At 75.3% G+C, this 18,726-nt stretch carries 17 protein-coding genes; 7 read left to right on the forward strand and 10 right to left on the reverse strand.

The annotated features are described in order from the left end of the window. Window positions 1–149: 149 nt before the first annotated feature. Complete coding sequence (locus tag A2U95_RS25390; RefSeq protein WP_206283059.1) at window positions 150–1,391, forward strand: hypothetical protein; 1,242 nt, start codon at window positions 150–152, stop codon at window positions 1,389–1,391. Here the strand turns inward: A2U95_RS25390 and A2U95_RS25395 are convergent. Further along, window positions 1,276–2,418: a glycosyltransferase family 4 protein gene (locus A2U95_RS25395; RefSeq protein ID WP_166027167.1), complete on the reverse strand. Its 1,143-nt coding sequence runs from the start codon at window positions 2,416–2,418 to the stop codon at window positions 1,276–1,278. The genes A2U95_RS25390 and A2U95_RS25395 overlap by 116 nt on opposite strands. 44 nt (window positions 2,419–2,462) lie before the next feature. On the opposite strand from A2U95_RS25395, the gene A2U95_RS25400 reads away from it, so the two are divergent. Further along, window positions 2,463–3,806 carry a glycosyltransferase family 87 protein gene (locus A2U95_RS25400; RefSeq protein WP_166027169.1) on the forward strand — a complete coding sequence of 448 codons (1,344 nt, stop codon included), beginning with the start codon at window positions 2,463–2,465 and terminating at the stop codon, window positions 3,804–3,806. Between the two features lie 222 nt (window positions 3,807–4,028). Here A2U95_RS25400 and A2U95_RS25405 read toward each other — a convergent pair whose 3' ends face one another. The 6 genes from A2U95_RS25405 to A2U95_RS25430 form a co-directional block, all read right to left on the reverse strand. Further along, a complete protein-coding gene (locus tag A2U95_RS25405) occupies window positions 4,029–4,811 on the reverse strand; it encodes an endonuclease/exonuclease/phosphatase family protein (RefSeq protein WP_420857052.1) in 783 nt (260 codons plus the stop codon). An 11-nt stretch (window positions 4,812–4,822) separates the two neighbouring features. Continuing rightward, on the reverse strand, window positions 4,823–5,776 hold the full coding sequence (locus A2U95_RS25410) for an ROK family glucokinase (protein ID WP_166027173.1): 954 nt from the start codon (window positions 5,774–5,776) through the stop codon (window positions 4,823–4,825). Between the two features lie 53 nt (window positions 5,777–5,829). After that, window positions 5,830–6,297, reverse strand: a complete 468-nt coding sequence (locus A2U95_RS25415) for a DUF5304 family protein (protein WP_166027175.1) — start codon at window positions 6,295–6,297, stop codon at window positions 5,830–5,832. 87 nt (window positions 6,298–6,384) lie between these two features. Continuing rightward, the gene (locus tag A2U95_RS25420; RefSeq protein WP_166027177.1) at window positions 6,385–7,545 is read right to left on the reverse strand and encodes an ArsA family ATPase; all 1,161 of its coding nucleotides are present in this window, start codon (window positions 7,543–7,545) and stop codon (window positions 6,385–6,387) included. A 20-nt stretch (window positions 7,546–7,565) separates the two neighbouring features. Beyond that, a complete protein-coding gene (locus tag A2U95_RS25425) occupies window positions 7,566–8,009 on the reverse strand; it encodes an SRPBCC family protein (protein ID WP_166027179.1) in 444 nt (147 codons plus the stop codon). Window positions 8,010–8,102: 93 nt separating this feature from the next. Next, window positions 8,103–8,912 carry a metallophosphoesterase family protein gene (locus A2U95_RS25430; protein WP_166027181.1) on the reverse strand — a complete coding sequence of 270 codons (810 nt, stop codon included), beginning with the start codon at window positions 8,910–8,912 and terminating at the stop codon, window positions 8,103–8,105. Window positions 8,913–9,235: 323 nt separating this feature from the next. On the opposite strand from A2U95_RS25430, the gene A2U95_RS25435 reads away from it, so the two are divergent. Further along, a complete protein-coding gene (locus A2U95_RS25435; protein WP_166027183.1) occupies window positions 9,236–11,035 on the forward strand; it encodes an AMP-dependent synthetase/ligase in 1,800 nt (599 codons plus the stop codon). Window positions 11,036–11,155: 120 nt separating this feature from the next. On the opposite strand, the gene A2U95_RS25440 is transcribed toward A2U95_RS25435, so the two are convergent. Together A2U95_RS25440 and A2U95_RS25445 are read right to left on the reverse strand one after the other, a co-directional pair. Beyond that, window positions 11,156–11,794 carry a hypothetical protein gene (locus A2U95_RS25440; protein ID WP_166027185.1) on the reverse strand — a complete coding sequence of 213 codons (639 nt, stop codon included), beginning with the start codon at window positions 11,792–11,794 and terminating at the stop codon, window positions 11,156–11,158. Then, window positions 11,787–12,581 (reverse strand): alpha/beta hydrolase, encoded by a 795-nt coding sequence (locus tag A2U95_RS25445; protein ID WP_166027186.1) that lies wholly within the window; start codon window positions 12,579–12,581, stop codon window positions 11,787–11,789. The genes A2U95_RS25440 and A2U95_RS25445 overlap by 8 nt, the downstream gene beginning before the upstream one ends. A 167-nt stretch (window positions 12,582–12,748) precedes the next feature. Here A2U95_RS25445 and A2U95_RS25450 point away from each other — a divergent pair, with 167 nt between their 5' ends. The 4 genes from A2U95_RS25450 to A2U95_RS25465 all read left to right on the forward strand — a co-directional run bounded on the left by A2U95_RS25450 (window position 12,749) and on the right by A2U95_RS25465 (window position 16,660). After that, window positions 12,749–13,528 carry a lysophospholipid acyltransferase family protein gene (locus A2U95_RS25450; RefSeq protein ID WP_420857054.1) on the forward strand — a complete coding sequence of 260 codons (780 nt, stop codon included), beginning with the start codon at window positions 12,749–12,751 and terminating at the stop codon, window positions 13,526–13,528. An 83-nt stretch (window positions 13,529–13,611) separates the two neighbouring features. After that, window positions 13,612–14,802, forward strand: a complete 1,191-nt coding sequence (gene macS, locus A2U95_RS25455) for a MacS family sensor histidine kinase (RefSeq protein ID WP_166027228.1) — start codon at window positions 13,612–13,614, stop codon at window positions 14,800–14,802. A gap of 102 nt (window positions 14,803–14,904) precedes the next feature. Further along, window positions 14,905–15,579, forward strand: a complete 675-nt coding sequence (locus A2U95_RS25460) for a response regulator (protein WP_166027188.1) — start codon at window positions 14,905–14,907, stop codon at window positions 15,577–15,579. 64 nt (window positions 15,580–15,643) lie between these two features. Further along, window positions 15,644–16,660 carry a 2-hydroxyacid dehydrogenase gene (locus tag A2U95_RS25465; RefSeq protein ID WP_166027190.1) on the forward strand — a complete coding sequence of 339 codons (1,017 nt, stop codon included), beginning with the start codon at window positions 15,644–15,646 and terminating at the stop codon, window positions 16,658–16,660. On the opposite strand, the gene A2U95_RS25470 is transcribed toward A2U95_RS25465, so the two are convergent. Beyond that, entirely contained in the window at window positions 16,606–18,531 is a 1,926-nt protein-coding gene (locus tag A2U95_RS25470; RefSeq protein WP_166027192.1) for an anthranilate synthase family protein, read from the reverse strand. The two genes, A2U95_RS25465 and A2U95_RS25470, sit on opposite strands and share 55 nt — an antisense overlap. Between the last annotated feature and the right edge of the window lie 195 nt (window positions 18,532–18,726).

Genomic DNA, 18,726 nt, shown 5'->3' on the forward strand with positions numbered 1-18,726 from the left:
CGGCCGCCGGGGGCCCGCCCGCGTCCGCGGGCGACGACGGGAACGCCCGCCGGGCCCCGAGGGCGGACGGCGCGCACCCGCGGACGGTCGGCGCGGGGCCGGGCCCCGCCCCGTCCGATGCGGAGGCCGGCGGCCCCTACGATCGGGGCGTGGAGAGGAAACGGGTGGTGGGGGTCGTCGCGGTGCTGGGCCTGGCGGCGGCGGGATGCGCGCCCGGGACGCCCGGGGCGCAGGAACTGCTGACGCGGCGGGCCGAGGCCCTGCTGGACGGGGACCGCGCCGCGTTCGCGGCGACCGGCGACGCCTCGCGGTGGGAGCCCTTGCACGCCCTCCCGCTGGCCGCCTGGCGGTACGGGGCGGTCGAGGTGACCGGCCGGGGCGAGGACACGGCCACCGTGGAGACGGAGCTGCGGTACCGGCTGGACCGGGACGCCGGTGACGCCACCGCCCGCCGCGTCCTCACGCTCACCCGCGACGACGGCGGAACCTGGCGCGTCACCGCCGACCGCCCCGCCCGGGGCGAGGCGGAACAGCTCTGGGACCAGGACGCCGGCCTGCGCACCGCGGCCACCCCCAGGACCCTGGCGGTGGCCGCGGGCGACGGGGACCCGCGCGACTACACCCCGCTCGGCGACGCCGCCGCCCGTGCCGTCGGCGAGGCGTGGGACACCCGGGTCCGCCCCGTGGTCCTCGTGCCGGAGTCCACCGACGCCATGGCCCGCCTCCTGGACGCCCCCGCCTCCGCCCACCGGCGGACCGCCGCCGTCACCACCCCCGGCGACGCCCCCCGCGTCGTCGTGAACCCGGAGGCGTTCGGCACCCTCGGCGAGGAGGCGCGGCAGATCGTCGTCACCCACGAGACCACCCACGTGGCCCTGCGCGCCCGCACCACCGGCCGCACCCCGATGTGGCTCTCGGAAGGCTGCGCCGACTGGACGGCCTACCGCGGGAGCGGACGGGATCCCGCCGAGGCCGCGCCCGCGCTCGCCCGGGAGGTGCGCGGCGGCCGGACGCCCCCGCACCTGCCCACCGACCGGGAGTTCGCCTTCGGCGGGGACGCGGGAACGGTCGGCCGGGCCTACGAGGGGGCCTGGCTGGCCTGCCGGCTGGTCGCGGACCGGTGGGGGGAGGGCACCGTCCGCGCCCTCTACGACGCGGCCGGGGCCGACGGCGAGGAGGCCGCCCTGCGGGAGGTCCTCGGCGTGGACCGGGCCGGGTTCACCGCCCTGTGGCAGGCGGACCTGCGCAGGGAACTCGGCGCCCGCCGGACCGCCGTCAGAGCAGCTCGCGCAGCCGGTCGGCGAGCAGGTCCCACCGCCAGCGCTCCTCGACCCAGGCGCGGCCCCGCTCGCCCATGCGGCGGCGCAGCTCCGCGTCGCCGAGCAGGGTGACGATCCGTTCGGCGGCGTCCGCCGGGGAGCCGCCGCGGACCACCCAGCCGGTCTCGCCGTCGAGGACCGCGTCCGGAGCGCCGCCGGAGTCGCCCGCCACCACCGGCAGGCCCGTCGCGGACGCCTCCAGGTAGACGATGCCCAGGCCCTCCACGTCCAGCCCGCCCCGCCGGGTGCGGCAGGGCATGGCGAACACGTCGCCCGCCCCGTAGTGCGCCGGCAGCTCCGACCACGGCACCGGGCCGGTGAACACCACCGACCGCTCCACCCCGGTCTCCCGGGCCAGCCGCCGCAGGTCCTTCTCGTAGGGGCCGCCGCCGACGACCAGCAGCACCGCGTCCGGCTCGGCGGCCAGGATCCGCGGCATCGCCCGGATCAGGGTGTCCTGCCCCTTGCGCGGCACCAGCCGCGACACGCAGACCACCACCGGCCGGTCGGTGAGCCCCAGCCGGGCGCGCACCTTGTCGCCGCCCGACCCCGGGTGGAACGTCTTCTCGTCCACCCCCGGCGGGAGCTGGACCATCCGCGCCGCCGCCTCCGGCGTGAGCGCGTCCGCGATCCGCGAGCGGGTGTACTCGCCCAGGTAGGTGATCACGTCGGTGGACCCGCCGATCCGCCGCAGCAGCTGCCGCGCGGCGGGAAGCTGCGCCCAGCCCGCCTCGTGACCGTGGGTGGTGGCCACCAGCCGGGTCGCGCCGGCCTTCCGCAGCGCCGGGGCCATCAGTCCCAGCGGGGCGGCGGCGCCGAACCACACCGAGGTGCAGCCGTGCTCGCGCAGCAGGCCGACGGCCCTGCGGGTGGCGCCCGGCGTCGGCAGCAGCATGGTGGTGCGGTCCCGCACCACGGTGAACGGCTGCTCGGCGTCGAAGTCCGCGGTGGCCCGCACGCCCTCGCGGCTCCGCCTCCACGTCGACGCGTACACCACGAACCGTTCCGGATCGAGCCGCAGCGCGATGTTGTGCAGGAACGCCTGGATGCCGCCGGGGCGCGGCGGGAAGTCATTGGTCACGATCAGCGTCTTGTGCATCGCCGCCGACCCTATCCAACCGCCCCATGGGCAATCATGTCCGCATGCAGACCACGGGCCGCGCGCATCCTCCGTCCGCCTCCAGCCCCGCCCCGGCACCCGCCCCGGCCCCGGGGTCCGCCGCCCGGTGGACCCGGTGGGCGCTGTGGGCGCTGTGGCTCGCCTCGCGGGCGGTGCTGCTGCTCCTGGTCCTCAAGGTCTGGGTGATGCCGGGACCGGACGTCACCTCCGACGTCCACGTCATCTACCGGAACTGGTACGGGGTGCTCGGCGAGGGAACGTTCCCGCTGACCGACGTCACCTGGCAGTACCCGCCGGCCGCGGCGCTGGCCATCCTCTCGCCGGCCATGCTGCCGTGGCTGGGGTACGCGGAGGCGTTCTTCGTGCTCGCCTTCCTCGTCGACCTGCTGGTGTTCGCGCTGCTGCTGCGCGCCGGACGGGACGGCGGACGGTCGTCGCACGGGGCCTGGCTGTGGACGGCGGGCGTGCCGCTGCTCGGCCCGACGGTCTACTCCCGCTACGACCTGATGGTGACGGCGGTCGCGGTGGGCGCGCTGCTCGCCGTGGAACGGAGGCCGCGGCTGGCCGGCGCGCTGATCGGGTTCGGCGCGATGCTCAAGGTGTGGCCGGCGCTGCTGCTGGCCGGGGCGGTCCGGAGGGCCACCTGGGCCGGGGCGGCGGTGACCGCGGGCGTGGTGGCCGCCGGGTTCGCCCTGACGATGCCGGGGGCGTTCGCCTTCCTCACCTTCCAGCGGGACCGCGGGACCGAGGTGGAGTCGCTGGGCGCGCTGGTCCTCCACGTCGCCCGGCAGTACGGGTGGGAGGGGCAGGTGCTGCTCAACTACGGCTCGATGGAGTTCATCGGCCCGCACGTGGAGACGGTGAGCCGGGCGGCGATGCTGCTGACGGCGGCGGCGTTCGGGTGGCTGCTGTTCTGGCGGTGGCGGGCCCGCCCGGGGCGCCCGTCGGGCCCGGGGGAGGCAGCGCGGCGGGTCGTGTGGGGGCCGGCGGTGCCGGCGCTGGCCGGGCTGGTGGCGGTGCTGATGTTCACCGTGACCAGCCGGGTGATCAGTCCGCAGTACATGGTGTGGCTGGTGGGCGTCGCGGCGGTGTGCGTGTCGTTCCGCGGCGGCGGGGCGGGGCCGACGGGGTGGGTCGTGGTGGCCGCCTGCGCGGTGACGCTGCTGGAGTTCCCGCTGTACTTCGGCGACGTGGTGGGGAGCACGCCGCTGGGGCTCACGCTGCTGCTCCTGCGGAACGGGCTGCTGGTCGCCGCGACGGTGATGGCGGCGGACCGGCTGTGGGAGGTCACCGTGGGCGCCGCCCCCGGCGCGCCGGCGGAGCCCGCCGGCGCCGAGCCCCCGCGCGAGTCGCCGCGGAGCGCGTGACGGGAGGATCGTCCCCGCCGCCCCGCCCGGGCCGGGCGGCGCGCCGGTCACGACCGCCCGCGGCGGGGCGGCGGGTGGGTGGGGTCTGCCGTTACCGAGTTCCCGCGCGGGTCGCCGCGGGTGTGTGAAGGGATGGGTGGTTCCCGCGCCGCCCGCGGGTTGGGCGGCGCGGCGGCCACGACCGCCCGCGACGGGCGGCCGGGCGGCGGGCCGGCGGGTGGGTCAGGAGGCCGGTACCCGCAGCGCGGCGAGGACCGGGAGGTGGTCCGTGGCGCGGCGGAGGTCGGCGGGGGCGACCCCGGGGAGGCCGGCGGGGACGCCGCAGGCGAGGACCTCGATGCCCGGCGTCGTGAAGAGCGCGTCGATCCGCTGCGCGGGAGCCGCCGCGGGCGAGGTGAACTCCCCGCCCCACGGCGCCGCGGCACGGCAGTCCCGCAACGCGCCGGCCACCCGGCGGAACGTCCGCCCGTCGGGCCTCTCGTTGAGGTCGCCGCCCGCCAGCACGTGCGGGACGCCCAGGTCCCGAACCCGCTCCAGCAGCATGCCCCCCTGCTCGTACCGCTCCGCGGACCGCAGCGACAGGTGGCAGCTCAGCACCCCGAGCCGCGCCGCCCGCCCGAACCGCACCACGGCGGTGGCGAACCCCCGCCGGTGCAGCCCGGGCGTGAGCGGCAGCAGCACGTCCTCGGTGCGCTCCACCGCAGCCCGCGGCGAGCACAGCAGCGCCGGACCCGCGGCGGGCGCGCCACCGGAGAGGACCACCAGGCCCGACTCCCGCGCCAGCCGCGCCAGCCGCTTGCGCCAGCCGGCGAACCGCGGCGCCTCCTGCACCAGCACCACGTCCGGCGCGCAGGCGCGGATCACCCGGGCCAGTGCCGCCGTGTCGTCACGCATCGACCGCACGTTGTACGACAGCGCCCGGACCACCGCCGACCCGTCGGCCCCGGTCCGGGACGCCGGCAACGGCGGAAGGGCGTCGGGCGCGCGGGACGCGCCGGCCGTCACCGGGTGCCGTCCTACATCGGGGCGGCGGGCTGCCGCGCCAGGTCGGCCGCGCCCACCAGGCCGGCCTTCCCGCCCAGCGTCGCCGCGTTCACCTCGGCGACCGGACGCCAGCCGCCGCCCACCAGCCAGCGCCGGTAGGACTTGCGGACCGGTTCCAGCAGCAGCTCGCCCTCGTCGGAGAGGCCGCCGCCGATGATGAAGGCCTCCGGGTCGAAGAGGGAGGCCAGGTCGGCCAGGCCCGCGCCGACCCAGCGGGCCAGCTCCCGGTAGGAGTCCACCGAGACCCGGTCGCCCTGACGGGCCGCCGTCGAGATGTGCTTGCCCTCGATGCCCTCGGGCGTGCCGTCGCCCAGGGAGAGCAGCAGCTCGGCGTTGCCCGGGGTGGCGGAGGCGCGCTGCTTCGCGTAACGCACCAGGGCGCGCCCGGAGGCGTACTGCTCCCAGCAGCCCTGCTTGCCGCAGCCGCACAGCAGGCCGTCCGGCACCATCCGCATGTGGCCGAACTCGGCGGCCACACCGAAGTGACCGCGGCGCAGCTTGTCGCCGATGATGATGCCGCCGCCCAGGCCGGTGCCCAGGGTGATGCAGATGACGTTGCGGTTGTCCCGGCCGGCACCGAACCGGTACTCGCCCCAGGCCGCCGCGTTCGCGTCGTTCTCGACGACGACGGGGAGGTCCACGCGGGCCTCCACCTTCGCCTTGAGCGGCTCCTGACGCCAGTCGATGTTGGGCGCGAAGTAGACCGTGGCCCGCTGCCGGTCGACGTAGCCGGCGGCGCCGATGCCCACGCCGACGATCTGGTGGCCGGCCCGGGCGCCGTCCACCGCGGACGCGATGGCGTCGACGATGGCCTCGGCCGTGTCGGGGGTCGGCACCTTGAAGGTCGAGAGGATGTTGCCATCCTCGTCGACGACTCCCGCCGCGATCTTGGTGCCGCCGATGTCGACGCCGATGGTGAGTCCCATGTGTCCCTCGGTAAATGGTCGTGCCCGCTGGGGCTTACGGTACCGGAGGGCCGTCACTCCACGTCGATCCGCTGCCCTCCGGCAGGCCCGTCGCCCCGCCCGTCGTCCTCCGGACGGTCGGCGGAGCCCTCCCCGGCGCGGCCGGCGGGACGCTCCTCACCGGTGGTCCAGCGGCGCTCCTGGCCCTGCACGGCGGACCGGTAGGCGGCGAGCAGCTCGGAACCGGCGGCGGACAGGTGCCGGAAGACCTCCGGGTTCCGCTCGATCACCGGCTCGACCGCGGCCCTGGCCTGCCGGACGACCTGCTCGGCCGCTCCCAGCAACTGCGCCTGGCCCTGCAACGAGCCCAGCCGGTCCGCGACCGCGGAGGCCAGCCTGCGCAGTTCCTCGGCCGCCGAACCCGTCCCGCCGCCGGGATCCCGGCGCTCGCGGCGGCGCTCCCGCTCCGCCCGCAGGTCCTCGGCGCAGGCCTCGGCCCAGGCGTCGGAGCCGCCGACGCGTCCTTCGGGCTTCTCGCTCATCCCGGACCCCTTCTTCCGTTCTTCCGCGTGTCCCCGCCCGCGTCCGGCTCGGACACTGTCGACGGTACCCGAACGTCCCCGGCGCGTTCAGCGCTCGCGAGAAGCGCGCGGCCACACCGACGGGTCCGGGACGAAGCGGACGGCGAGCGCGCCCTCCCGCAGGGCCGCCCCGGTCACCGCGCAGCGGCGCAGCGCGGGGGGCAGCGCGAGGGCGTGGCGGAAGCGGCCCACGGTGAGCAGCAGCTCGTCGCCGCGACGCACCAGGTCGAGTTCCTCGCGGACCGCGCCGGGGAGCGGGATGCGCCAGACCAGCGTGCCGTCCTCGGCGGTGCGGTCCTCCACCGGCCGTTCGATCCCGGCGGGGACCTCCGCGCCGGGATCCGCGTCCACGCCCGGCACGCCGAGGGCGGCCAGGTCGTCCGCGCCGCGCGGGTCCCGGCCGAGGTGCGGGACGGCGTGGACGGGCAGGGCCGCGGCCCACTCGTGGAGGACCTTGGCCTGCTGCGCGGCGAGCACGGCCAGCCAGGTGTCGGGGGAGGAGTCCGGCACCACCCGGGTGGCCAGCAGCACCTCGGGGCGGTGGCCGTGCAGGGCGAGACCGAGCAGCGCCGTGCGCACCCCGTCGGCGGCGGTGGGGCCGGGTTCGGCGGTGAGACGGACCGAGGCGCGCCCCAGCAGGGCCTCCACCTCGGCGAGTTCCCCGTCCCGGCGGGCGGCGGACGCGTAGAGCCAGTCGGCCGGCACCGGCACCCCGGCCAGCCGGCCCAGCAGCGGCCGCAGCGCGCGGGCGGCCTGCCGTTCCGGCGGGAGCAGCCGGCGCAGGTAGCGGCGCAGCACGCCCGGCAGGGCGAGGAGGGCGAGGGCCTCGGGGGCCGCCGGGAGGTCGGCGACCAGCACGTCGTGGGCGCCGGAGAGCGCCGCCGCGCGCAGGTCGCGCAGCAGTCCGAGCTCCCGGGCGCCGGGCAGCGGGGGGAGCTCGTCGCGCTCCAGCGGGCGCGCGCCCAGCAGGTCCAGGGCGGAGCCGGCCCGCTCCTGGAGGGCCCCCAGCGCGTCCCGGAACCCCCCGTCGGGGTCGGACGGGCGCACCGCGAGGCCGGGAACGCCGTCGGGCAGGAGACCGGACGGCAGGGCGCCGTCGCAGGTCAGCAGCAGGGTGCGGGCGCCCTCGCGGGCGGCGCGCAGGGCGGTGGCCGCGGCGACGGTGGTGCGGCCGGAGCCGCCGGGCCCGGTGATCAGTACGGTCCGCATCGGCGGCGGGGGCCCGGGTCCTAGGCCGCCTTCGACTCGACGCGCTTCTTCAGGCCGGCCAGCGCGCGGTCGATGATGACCTTCTCGGCCTTGCGCTTGATCATGCCCAGCATCGGGATCTTGACGTCCACGGTGAGGGTGTAGGTCACCTCGGTGGAGCCGTCGCCGCGGTCCCGGAGGGCGTAGGTCCCGTCCAGGGAGCGGAGCATCTGGGACTTCACCAGGGTCCACGAGACCTCGGTGCCGCCCTTCCAGGTGTAGGCCAGGGTCTGGTCGTCCTTGATCGCGCCGGCGTCCATCACCAGCCGGACCTGCTCCGCGCGGCCCCGGTCGTCCGTGGCGACGACCTCCGCCTCCTTCACCTCACCGGTCCACTCGGGGTAGCGGGCGAAGTCGGCGATCACCTCCATCACGGCGGCCGGTGCGGCCTGAATGGTGATGTTCGAGCTGGTGTGTTCCGCCATCGCCGTGGCTCCTCCAGATCCGGTCCGGCAGGTCTGCGGGTGCAGGCTATCGCGCGCGGACGGCCCCGCCGCCCCCGCAGGGGGGCCGCGGCCTCAGAACTCCAGCGCCCACGGCCTGCCGGTGCTCGCGAAGTGGCCGACGTTGACGCACTCGGTGGACCCGATCCGCATCCGGCGGCGCAGCGGCTGGTGGACGTGCCCGAACAGCGAGTACCGCGGCCTGGTGCGGCGGATCACGTCCAGCAGGGCGCGGCTGCCGCGCTCGAAGCGGCGGGCCACCGTGTCGTACACCAGGTCGGGGACCTCCGGGGGGATGTGCGTGCACAGCACGTCCACCTCGCCGACCGCGGCCAGCTTGGCCTCGTACTCCTCGTCGCTGATCTCGAACGGGGTCCGCATCGGGGTGCGCAGGCCGCCGCCGACGAAGCCGAAGGTCCAGCCGCCGATCTCCACCCGCTGCCCGTCCAGGACGGTGGTGCCCTCCCGCGCGTACTCCGGCCACAGCCGGGGGATGTCCACGTTCCCGTAGGTGGCGTACGTCGGAGCGGGCATCGCCGCGAACATCTCGGCGTACTGCCGGCGCACCGCGCGCTCGATCAGCACCGACCGGTCCTCGCCCGCCGCCGCCCACAGCCCCGCCTGGAACTCCCGCGCCTCCTCGAAGCGGCGGGCGGTGCGCAGTTCGACGACCCGGTCCGCGTTCTCCTTGCCGAACAGCTCGGGGAAGATCCCGCGCGCGTGGTCGGCGTAGTCCAGGAACAGGACCAGGTCGCCCAGGCAGATCAGGGCGTCGGCGCCCTCCCTGGCCCTCGCCAGGTCGCGTGCGTTGCCGTGCACGTCACTGACCACGTGCACGCGGGTGCCGGGCCGGACGCCCTGGTCACGGAGGGGGGTCGCTGCCATGCCGACGAAGCCTAGAGGCGTGGTGCGACCGTGACCAGAGGTGGCCGGACCTGCGGTTACCCTGGCTGCACGAGAATGGCGTGGACTACTGTGCGCAACGGAACACCAGTCGTGTGACGCGGCGAACATCCGCACCGGATGCCCTTCCGGAGCCAAGCTACCCAGGGGTAACGTCCGGTCGGTCCCAGCAGTGTCAGGTTCAGGGCGTGCCCGGGTCCAGGGCGGACCGTGTCCGCACCCCGTCCGGGCACGCGTCCAGCCATGGACCGCACCGTCGCACCCACACAACGTCGTGGCGTCGGCGCCAATGAGGAGCAGTAGTCTTGCGCGAGTTCAGCCTTCCGGCTCTGTACGAAGTCCCTGCGGACGGCAACCTGACCGACCTGGTCCGCAGAAACGCCGCGCAGCACCCCGACACCGCGGTGATCGCCCGCAAGGACGACAGCGGCGGGTGGCAGGACGTCACGGCCCGGCGGTTCCTCGCCGAGGTGAACGCCGCCGCCAAGGGCCTCATCGGCGCGGGCGTGCAGCCCGGCGACCGGGTGGCGCTGATCTCCCGCACCCGCTACGAGTGGACCCTGCTGGACTTCGCGATCTGGAGCGCGGGCGCGGTCACCGTGCCGGTCTACGAGACCAGCTCCCCCGAGCAGATCCAGTGGATACTCGGCGACTCCGGCGCCACCGCCGTGGTGGTCGAGACGCCGGCCCACGCGGCCGCCGTCGAGCAGGTCCGCGCCGCGCTCCCCGCGCTCAAGCACGTCTGGCAGATCGACGACGGGGCCGTCGAGGAACTCGGCCGCCTCGGCCAGGACGTCTCCGAGGACACCCTGGAGGAGCGCGCCCGCTCCTCCAAGGCCGACGACCCGGCGACCATCGTCTACACCTCGGGCACCACCGGCCGCCCCAAGGGCTGCGTGCTCACCCACCGCAACTGGTTCGCGGAGGCCGGCAACGCCGTCGAGCGCCTCGGCCCGCTCTTCGAGACCGGCCGCTGCTCCGTCCTGCTGTTCCTGCCGCTCGCCCACGTCTTCGGCCGCCTGGTCGAGGTCGCGGCGATGCTCGCGCCGATCCGCCTGGGCCTCGTCCCCGACATCTCCAACCTGACCGGCGAGCTGGCGTCCTTCCGCCCCACGCTGATACTCGGCGTCCCGCGCGTCTTCGAGAAGGTCTACAACTCGGCCCGCGCCAAGGCGCAGGCCGACGGCAAGGGCAAGATCTTCGACAAGGCCGCCGCCACCGCGATCGCCTACAGCCGCGCCCTGGACGAGCCCTCCGGCCCGTCCTTCGGCCTGCGCCTCAAGTACAAGATCTTCGACAAGCTGGTCTACGGCAAGCTGCGCGCGGTCCTCGGCGGGCGCGGCGAGTACGCGGTCTCCGGCGGCGCGCCGCTGGGCGAGCGCCTCGGCCACTTCTTCCGCGGCATCGGCTTCACCATCCTCGAGGGGTACGGCCTCACGGAGTCCGCCGCGGCCACCGCCTTCAACCCGTGGGACAAGCAGAAGATCGGCACGGTCGGCCAGCCGCTGCCGGGCTCGGTCGTCCGCATCGCCGACGACGGCGAGGTGCTGCTCCACGGCGAGCACGTCTTCACCGGCTACTGGAACAACGCGGCGGCCACCGAGGAGGCGCTGGAGGACGGCTGGTTCCACACCGGCGACCTCGGCACCCTCGACGAGGACGGCTACCTGCGCATCACCGGCCGAAAGAAGGAGATCATCGTCACGGCGGGCGGCAAGAACGTCGCCCCGGCGGTGATCGAGGACCGGATCCGGGCGCACGCGCTGGTCGCCGAGTGCATGGTGGTCGGCGACGGGCGGCCGTTCGTCGCCGCGCTGGTCACGCTGGACGAGGAGTTCCTCGGCCGCTGGTGCGCGGAGAACGGCAAGCCGCAGGGGACGACCGCGGCGGGGCTGCGGGACGACGCGGACCTGCTGGCCGCGATCCAGTCGGCGGTCGACGACGGCAACGCGGCGGTCTCCAAGGCGGAGTCGGTGCGCAAGTTCCGCGTGCTCCCGGCGCAGTTCACCGAGGAGTCGGGGCACCTGACGCCGTCGCTCAAGCTGAAGCGGAACGTCGTCGCGAAGGACTTCGCCGACGAGATCGAGGCGCTCTACCGGCGCTGACGCCGCCGGCCCCCACGGGGCGCGCACACACGAGGGCGGGCCCGGGTCACGTGACCCGGGCCCGCCCTCGTCGCGTCCCCGGGACCCGGCCCGGGGGAGCGGACCGCCGTGCGCGGGCGCTCAGACGACCGCGCCGCGGCCCGGGTCGTCGAAGTCGTCCGCGTCGGGGTCCATGCGCAGGACCAGCGCCGCCGCGCCGCCGAGGAAACCGCCGACGCACACCGTCGTGAGCCACCACGTCATGTGCCACCCCAGCAGCACCGCGACCAGCAGCAGCACCGGGCCGCCGATGATCCCGAGCCACGCGAACCTGGCCGTCGCGTCCGTCTCCGGCAGCGGCGGCGGCTCCGGCGGCACGAAGTGGTCCTCCTCCGCCGGCTCGGTGAGCCCGTAGTCCCGCGGCCCGGCCGGCGGCGCCGTCGCGGTGGCCCCCGCGCCCACGCCGGGCGCGAACGTCACCGAGCCGCCCAGCGGCCGCACCTCCGGCTCCGGTTCCGGGCCGGGCTCCGCCGCGGCGTCGGCGTCGGCCGCGGAGCCCTCGGCGCCGCCTGCGCCCCCGGGGCCGCGCCCGGGCCGCACGTCCTCGTCCGGCAGCGCCAGGTCCTCCACCGGCCGGAACGGTCTCACCCCCGGCGGATCCGGCGGCTCCTCGCCGTAGGAGGCGACGATCGCCTCCCACGCCGCCCGCTCGTCGAACGCGGGAAGGTCGGGTTCCTGCTCCTCGCGGTCCGGGTCCCGCCCGGTGTCGTTCTCAGCCAACGGAGGCCGTCCCTTCCCGGTCGGATCCCGGGGCGCCCGCGCCGGGAGCCAGCCGCTCCACGAAGGCCAGGCTCTCCGCGAAGATCCGTTCCGCGTCGTTGTCCAGGGTCGCCACGTGGTAGCTGTCCTCGAGCACGATCTCGGTGGCGTCCACCGAGGAGACCCGCGCCAGGATCCGCGCCGAGTCGGCCGGGTCCACCACGTGGTCCTCGGCGCTGTGCAGCAGCAGGAGCGGCTGGGTCACCTGCGGCAGCTCGCGGTCGAGCGTCCGCAGGAACACCGCCAGCGAGTACGCGGCGTGCAGCGGCACCTTGGCGTAACCCGTCTCCAGGACGCCGTCCTTCTTGATGTCGCTGGTCAGCCCCTTGGTGGCCGGCACCAGGTGCCGCACGACCGGCAGCACCCGCGCCGCGGCGCCGTGCACCTTGTTCACCGGGTTGACCAGGACCAGACCGCTCACCGCGTCGCCGTGCTTCGCGGCCAGCCGCAGGGCGAGCGCGCCGCCCATGGACAGGCCGCAGACGAAGACCCGCGAGCAGCGCGCGGTGAGCTCCCGCAGCGCGCGGTCCACCTCGGCGTACCAGTCCTGCCAGCCGGTGACCTGCATGTCCTCCCAGCGGGTGCCGTGCCCCGGCAGGAGCGGCAGGGAGACGGTCAGCCCGCGTCCGGCGAGGTACTCCGCCCAGGGGCGCATGGACTGCGGCGAACCGGTGAAGCCGTGGCAGAGCAGCACGCCGGTCTCCCCGCCCTCGTGGCGGAACGGCTCGGCTCCGGGAAGGACCGGCACCTTCGGTCTCCTCGTGACTGGGTCGTGCCGGCGGGTACCCGCACGGCACAGGGGTGGAGTGGGTACTTCACCGTACGCGACCGTGCCTGCACCGGCCAGGGGCGTCGAGCGTTTGCCGCGGCCTCGGGATAAGGTTCGGACCCGATGCACAGGAGGGCAGTCGGGTGATCTACGAGATAATGAAGGCAATCATCGCGCCACCGGTGAAGCTGGCCTTCAGACCCTGGGTCGAGGGCCTGGAGAACATTCCGGCCGAGGGGCCCGCGATCCTCGCGAGCAACCACCTGTCCTTCTCGGACTCCATCTTCCTGCCGGTGATGCTCGACCGTCCGGTCACCTTCATCGCCAAGGCGGAGTACTTCACGACCCCCGGGGTCAAGGGCCGGCTCACCGCCGCCTTCATGAAGGGCGTCGGCCAGCTCCCGGTGGACCGCGACGGCGGCCGCACCGCCGGCGAGGCCGCGATCCGCAGCGGCATCAAGGTGATCGAGAACGGCGGTCTCTTCGGCATCTACCCCGAGGGCACCCGCTCGCCCGACGGCCGCCTCTACCGCGGCAAGCCCGGCGGCCTGGCCCGGGTGGCGCTGGCCACCGGCGCCCCGGTCATCCCGGTCGCGATGATCGACACCGAGAAGATCCAGCCGCCCGGCCGGGCGATGCCCAAGCTGATGCGCCCCGGCATCCGGATCGGCAAGCCGCTGGACTTCAGCCGCTACCAGGGCATGGACAACGACCGCTTCGTGCTGCGCGCGGTGACCGACGAGGTCATGTACGAGCTGATGAGGCTCTCCGGCCAGGAGTACGTCGACATGTACGCCACCGCCGCCAAGCGGCAGCTCGCGGAGGCCGCCAAGGCGCAGAAGGCGGCCGGCGCCGAGAAGGCCGCCGAGCGGGCCAAGGCCGAGAAGGCCGCCGCGGCGGGCGGCAGGACGCCGGAAGGCCACTGATCCCCGGGCGGCCCAGCCGCCGCACGGGGACACCACGGGGGAAACGGGGGGAGGGCCACGTGGCCCGGGAGACACACGGCCGGATGTCGGTCGAGCAACCGCTCTGGCAGGCGCTGAAGGCCTACCGGGTGCTGACCGTTCTGTACGCCGTCGCCCTGTTCGCGTCGGCGCACGAGCACTTCGTGCGCCCGCGGGTCGCCGTCGGCTACCTCGCCGTGCTGGCGGTGTGGACCCTGGCCACCGTGCGCAAGGTCTCCGACGCGCGCAGCTGCACCCGCGGCTTCCTCGCCGTCGACCTGGGCATCGCGGTCACCGGCATCCTGCTGACCCCGCTGGCCGACTCCGCCGCCCGCATCCACGCCGGCGGGCCCACCCTGCCGTCGATATGGACGGCGGGCGCCGTCCTCGCCTACGCCGTCAAGGGCGGCTGGCGCTGGGCGGCCTTCGCCTCCACCCTGGTGGCCGCCGCCAACCTGGTGGAACGCGGCGCCCCGACCCGCGACACGGTGCACAACGTGATCCTGGTCTGGGTCGCCGCCATCGCCATCGGATACGTGGTCGAGGTGGCCCGGGCCTCCGAGCGGACGCTGGCCCGCGCCCTGGAGATCGAGGCCGCCACCAGGGAGCGCGAGCGGCTGGCCCGCGACATCCACGACGGCGTGCTCCAGGTCCTCGCCATGATCCGGCGGCGCGCCGCCGACGGCGCCACCGGCGGCGGGGCGGACACCGCGGAGCTGGTGAGGCTGGCGGGGGAGCAGGAGTCCGCGCTGCGCGCGCTGATCTCCCGGGGCCTGCCCGGCCCGCGCGACGCCGGTCCCCGCGAAGGAGCCCGCGACGGCGGCCAGGAGCCCGGCCGGGAGCACCCCGACGGCCCCGTCGACCTGCGCGCCCTGCTGGCCCGGCACGCCACCGGCCCCCGGATCGCCCTGGCCGAACCGGGCACCCCGGTGGAACTGCCCGGCCCCGTGGCCGGCGAACTGGCCGCGGCGGTCGGAGCCGCGCTGGACAACGTCCGGGCGCACGCGGGGGAGGACGCGCGGGCCTGGATCCTGCTGGAGGACGAACCCGGCCAGGTGATCGTGACCGTCCGCGACGACGGCCCCGGCATCCCCGAGGGCCGGCTCCAGGCGGCCGAGAACGAGGGGCGGCTGGGCGTCGCCCAGTCCATCCGCGGCCGGCTGCGCGACCTGGGCGGCACCGCCGAGCTGTTCTCGGTGCCCGGCCAGGGGGCCGAGGTCGAACTGCGGGTCCCCAAGGCCGTCCCCGAGGCCTGACGGCCCCGCACCACGAAGACGCACGAAGAGCCGAAGACGGACGAAGAGCCGAAGACGGACGAAGAGCCGAAGACGCACGAAGAGCCGAGGAGAACGGAACCGATGGGGGAGAGCCCGTTGAAGGTGATGGTGGTCGACGACCACCCGATGTGGCGGGACGCGGTGGCCAGGGACCTGGCCGGCGCGGGGTTCGAGGTGGTGGCCACGGCCGGTGACGGCGAGCAGGCGGTGCGGCGCGCCCGCGCGGCCCGGCCCGACGTGCTGGTGCTCGACCTCAACCTGCCGCTGAAGCCTGGCGTGACCGTCTGCCGCGAACTGGTGGGGGCCGACCCCTCGCTGCGGGTGCTGGTGCTCTCGGCCAGCGGCGAGCACGCCGACGTGCTGGAGGCCGTGAAGTCCGGCGCCACCGGTTACCTGGTGAAGTCCGCCTCCACCGAGGAGCTCCTGGACGCGGTCCGCCGCACCGCCGTCGGCGAGGCGGTCTTCACCCCGGGCCTCGCCGGACTGGTGCTCGGCGAGTACCGGCGGCTCGCCGCCGGGACGTCCGGGCCGTCCGGGCCGGCCCCCGCCACGCCCGCGCCCCGGCTCACCGAGCGGGAGACCGAGGTGCTGCGCCTGGTCGCCAAGGGCCTGTCGTACAAGCAGATCGCGGAGCGGCTGGTGATCTCCCACCGGACGGTCCAGAACCACGTCCAGAACACCCTCGGCAAGCTGCAGCTCCACAACCGGGTGGAACTGGTCCGGTACGCCATCGAGACCGGTCTCGACGAGGACTGAAACCGGCCGGAAAGGGCCCTTCGGCCGCTCGCGGACACGGCGCGCGGTGCGTAGGGTCGACCGCATGGAGATCCTCGCGTTCGGAGTCCAGCAGGACGAGAAGCCGCTCCTGGAGGCGGCCTTCGCCGAGGCGGTGGGCCCGCTCGGGCACGAACTGCGCTGCCTGGACGTCAACCTGGACGCGGACACCGCCGCGCTGGCCCTCGGCCACGAGGTGGTGGTCACCCCGGTCAACGCGGTGCTGGACCACCAGGTGCTGCAGGCCCTCGCGGCCGGCGGCACCGTGCTGATCGCCCAGCGGTCCACCGGCTTCAACAACATCGACCTGCCCGTCGCCGAACGGCTGGGCATGACCGTGGCGCGGGTCTCCGCCTATTCGCCGTACTCGGTCGCCGAGCACGCCTGGGCGCTGGCCCTGGCGTGCAACCGGAGCATCCCGCGGGCCGCCCGGCGCACCCGGGACTTCGACTTCCGGATCGGCGGCCTGATGGGCCGTGACCTGCACGGCCGGACCGCGGGGGTGATCGGCACGGGCAAGATCGGCGCCGCCTTCGCCAGGATCGCCCACGGCTTCGGCATGCGGCTGCTGGGCTGGGACGTCGCCGAGAACCCGCGGTGCCTGGAACTCGGCATGGCCTACGTCCCGATCGCCGACCTGCTCGCCCGCTCCGACCTGGTCAGCCTGCACGTGCCGCTCACCCCGGAGACCGAGCACCTCATCGACGCGGACTCCCTGCGGGCCATGAAGGACGACGCGATCCTGGTGAACACCAGCCGCGGCGGCCTGGTGGACACCGCCGCGCTCGTCACCGAACTGCGGGCCGGCCGTTTCACCGGCGTCGGCCTGGACGTCTACGAGGCGGAGGAGGGCCTGTTCTTCCTCGACAAGTCCCTGGACTTCGTCGACGACGACACCCTGGCCCGCCTGGTCACCTTCCCCAACGTCCTGGTCACCGGCCACCAGGCCTACTACACGGCCGACGCGGTGGGACAGATCGCGCACACCACCGCGTCGAACGTGGTGGACTACCTGGCGGGCCGCCGCTCGGAGAACGTGCTGGTGCCCAGGCCCGCCGCCTGACCCGGCTCCCGGCCCAGCCCGGCCAGCAGCTCCCGGACCACCTCGATGCCGCGCACCGTGAGCACCGACTCCGGGTGGAACTGCACGCCGGCGAACCCGGGCCCGCGCAGGGCGTGCACCTCGCCGTCCCGGGCCCGGCTCACCTCCACCGCGCGCCCGGCCAGCTCCGCCGCCGCGCGGTCGTCGCAGCGGGCGACGAAGCTGTTGTAGAAGCCGACCGTCTCCGGCCGCCCGAACAGGTCGACCGTGGTCTGCGCGCCCTGGTACGGCACCCGCTTGCGGACGATCTCCAGGCCCAGTTCGGCGGCGATCAGCTCGTGGCCCAGGCAGACGCCCAGCACCCCGTGCCGGTGCCCCCGGAGCACCTCGGCCGTCAGGCCGCGCAGGAACCGCATCCGCGCGTCCGCCCCGTCGCCCGGGTCGCCCGGGCCGGGACCCAGCACCACCGGCCCCTCGTGGGCGAGCACCGCCCCGCGCAGCCCCGGCTCGTCGAAGCGGCGCACGGTGACCGTCAGGCCCAGCGCGCGCAGCAGGTGCGCGAGCATCGCGGTGAACGTGTCCTCGGCGTCCACCACCAGCGCGTGCCCGGTGAGCGCCGGGGCCTCGGCGGCGCCCTCGACGGGCCCCCGCATCCGCAGCCAGAACGGCGCCAGCTCCCCCCGCCGGGCGTCCAGCGCGGCCCGCACCCGCGGGTCGTCCGCCAGCCGGGGCGCCGCCCGCTCCTCACGCGGCCGGCCCGGGCGGACGCCCAGCGCCGCCAGGATCCCGGCCGCCTTGGCGTGGGTCTCGGCCACCTCGCCCGCCGGGTCGGAGCCGCGCACCAGCGTCGCCCCCACGTCCACCCGCAGTCCGCCGTCCGCGCGGATGTGCGCGGTGCGGATCAGGATGGGGGAGTCCAGGGTCTGCGCGCCGCCCGCGTCCCGGCCCAGCAGCGCCAGCGCGCCCGCGTAGTAGCCGCGCCCCTGCGGCTCGTGCCGCTCGATCACCCGGCAGGCGTTCTGCACCGGGGAACCGGTCACCGTCGCCGCGAACATGGTCTCCCGCAGCACCTCGCGGGCGTCCAGCGTGGAACGGCCGCGCAGCTCGTACTCGGTGTGCGCCAGGTGCGCCATCTCCCGCAGCCTCGGCCCGACGACCACGCCGCCCATGTCGCCGACCGTGCACATCATCTTGAGCTCCTCGTCCACCACCATGGAGAGCTCCTCGGTCTCCTTGGCGTCGCCCAGGAACTCCAGCAGGTCCTCCGGGGTGGGCCCGCCGGCCGGGTAGCGGTAGGTGCCGCTGATCGGGTTCATCACCACGGCCTGCCCCGACATCCGCACGTGCACCTCCGGGCTCGCCCCCACCAGCGTGCGCTCCCCGGTGTGCACCACGTACGTCCAGTACGCGCCCCGCTCGCCCTCCAGCAGCCGCCGGAACAGGGCGAGGGCGTCGGCCGCGCCGAACCCGTCGATCCGGCCCCGGTAGGTGCGGCGGATCACGAAGTTGGCGCCCTCGCCGCGCCCGATCTCCTCCCGCAGCACCCGCTCCACGGTGGCCGCGTAGGAGGCGTCGTCCTGGTCGAAGCCGCCGTCCTCCACCCGCACCGGGTGCGCGGGAAGCTGCTCCAGGGCCTCGGCCAGCGGGATCTCGCAGGTCTCCTCGGGGCTCAGCGCCAGCAGCGGCGTGCCGTCGTCGCGGACGTCGAAGCCGCGCTCGCGGATCTGCCGGAACGGCACCAGGGCCAGCGCCCGGTCCGGGAGGTCGGCCAGCTTCTCGTACGCGGCGACCGGGCCGACCAGCAGTTCGACGAGGTCGTGGTCACGGCCGGGGGTGCGGCGGCGCAGCAGGGCGAACGGGCGTCCGTCGCCGGGCAGCAGCGAAAGGTCCATGGCGGGTGCTCCTCCGTGGGAAGTGGTGGGGAGGAGCGGCCCGGTCGCGAGAACGCCGAAGGCCGCCCCTCGGGCGGCCTTCGCGAGTTCTGGATACGCGCAGTCAGTGGGCCGCCGAGGGAGCGGTCCACCACCAGTTGCGGTGCGTGAGCGTCTGGTGCGAGTGCGCGAACATGCCGGGAACAGTACCGCACC

Origin of the sequence: Streptomyces chilikensis, from assembly GCF_001642695.1 — a bacterium.
GTDB lineage: Bacteria > Actinomycetota > Actinomycetes > Streptomycetales > Streptomycetaceae > Streptomyces > Streptomyces chilikensis.

Excerpts from the sequence above, each read along its gene's own strand:
- A2U95_RS25395 (WP_166027167.1), bottom strand. The coding sequence starts at position 2,418 with ATGCACAAGACGCTGATCGTGACCAATGACTTCCCGCCGCGCCCCGGC.
- A2U95_RS25400 (WP_166027169.1), top strand. The coding sequence starts at position 2,463 with ATGCAGACCACGGGCCGCGCGCATCCTCCGTCCGCCTCCAGCCCCGCC.
- A2U95_RS25410 (WP_166027173.1), bottom strand. The coding sequence starts at position 5,776 with ATGGGACTCACCATCGGCGTCGACATCGGCGGCACCAAGATCGCGGCG.
- A2U95_RS25415 (WP_166027175.1), bottom strand. The coding sequence starts at position 6,297 with ATGAGCGAGAAGCCCGAAGGACGCGTCGGCGGCTCCGACGCCTGGGCC.
- A2U95_RS25420 (WP_166027177.1), bottom strand. The coding sequence starts at position 7,545 with ATGCGGACCGTACTGATCACCGGGCCCGGCGGCTCCGGCCGCACCACC.
- A2U95_RS25425 (WP_166027179.1), bottom strand. The coding sequence starts at position 8,009 with ATGGCGGAACACACCAGCTCGAACATCACCATTCAGGCCGCACCGGCC.
- A2U95_RS25430 (WP_166027181.1), bottom strand. The coding sequence starts at position 8,912 with ATGGCAGCGACCCCCCTCCGTGACCAGGGCGTCCGGCCCGGCACCCGC.
- macS (WP_166027228.1), top strand. The coding sequence starts at position 13,612 with ATGTCGGTCGAGCAACCGCTCTGGCAGGCGCTGAAGGCCTACCGGGTG.
- A2U95_RS25460 (WP_166027188.1), top strand. The coding sequence starts at position 14,905 with ATGGGGGAGAGCCCGTTGAAGGTGATGGTGGTCGACGACCACCCGATG.
- A2U95_RS25465 (WP_166027190.1), top strand. The coding sequence starts at position 15,644 with ATGGAGATCCTCGCGTTCGGAGTCCAGCAGGACGAGAAGCCGCTCCTG.
- A2U95_RS25470 (WP_166027192.1), bottom strand. The coding sequence starts at position 18,531 with ATGGACCTTTCGCTGCTGCCCGGCGACGGACGCCCGTTCGCCCTGCTG.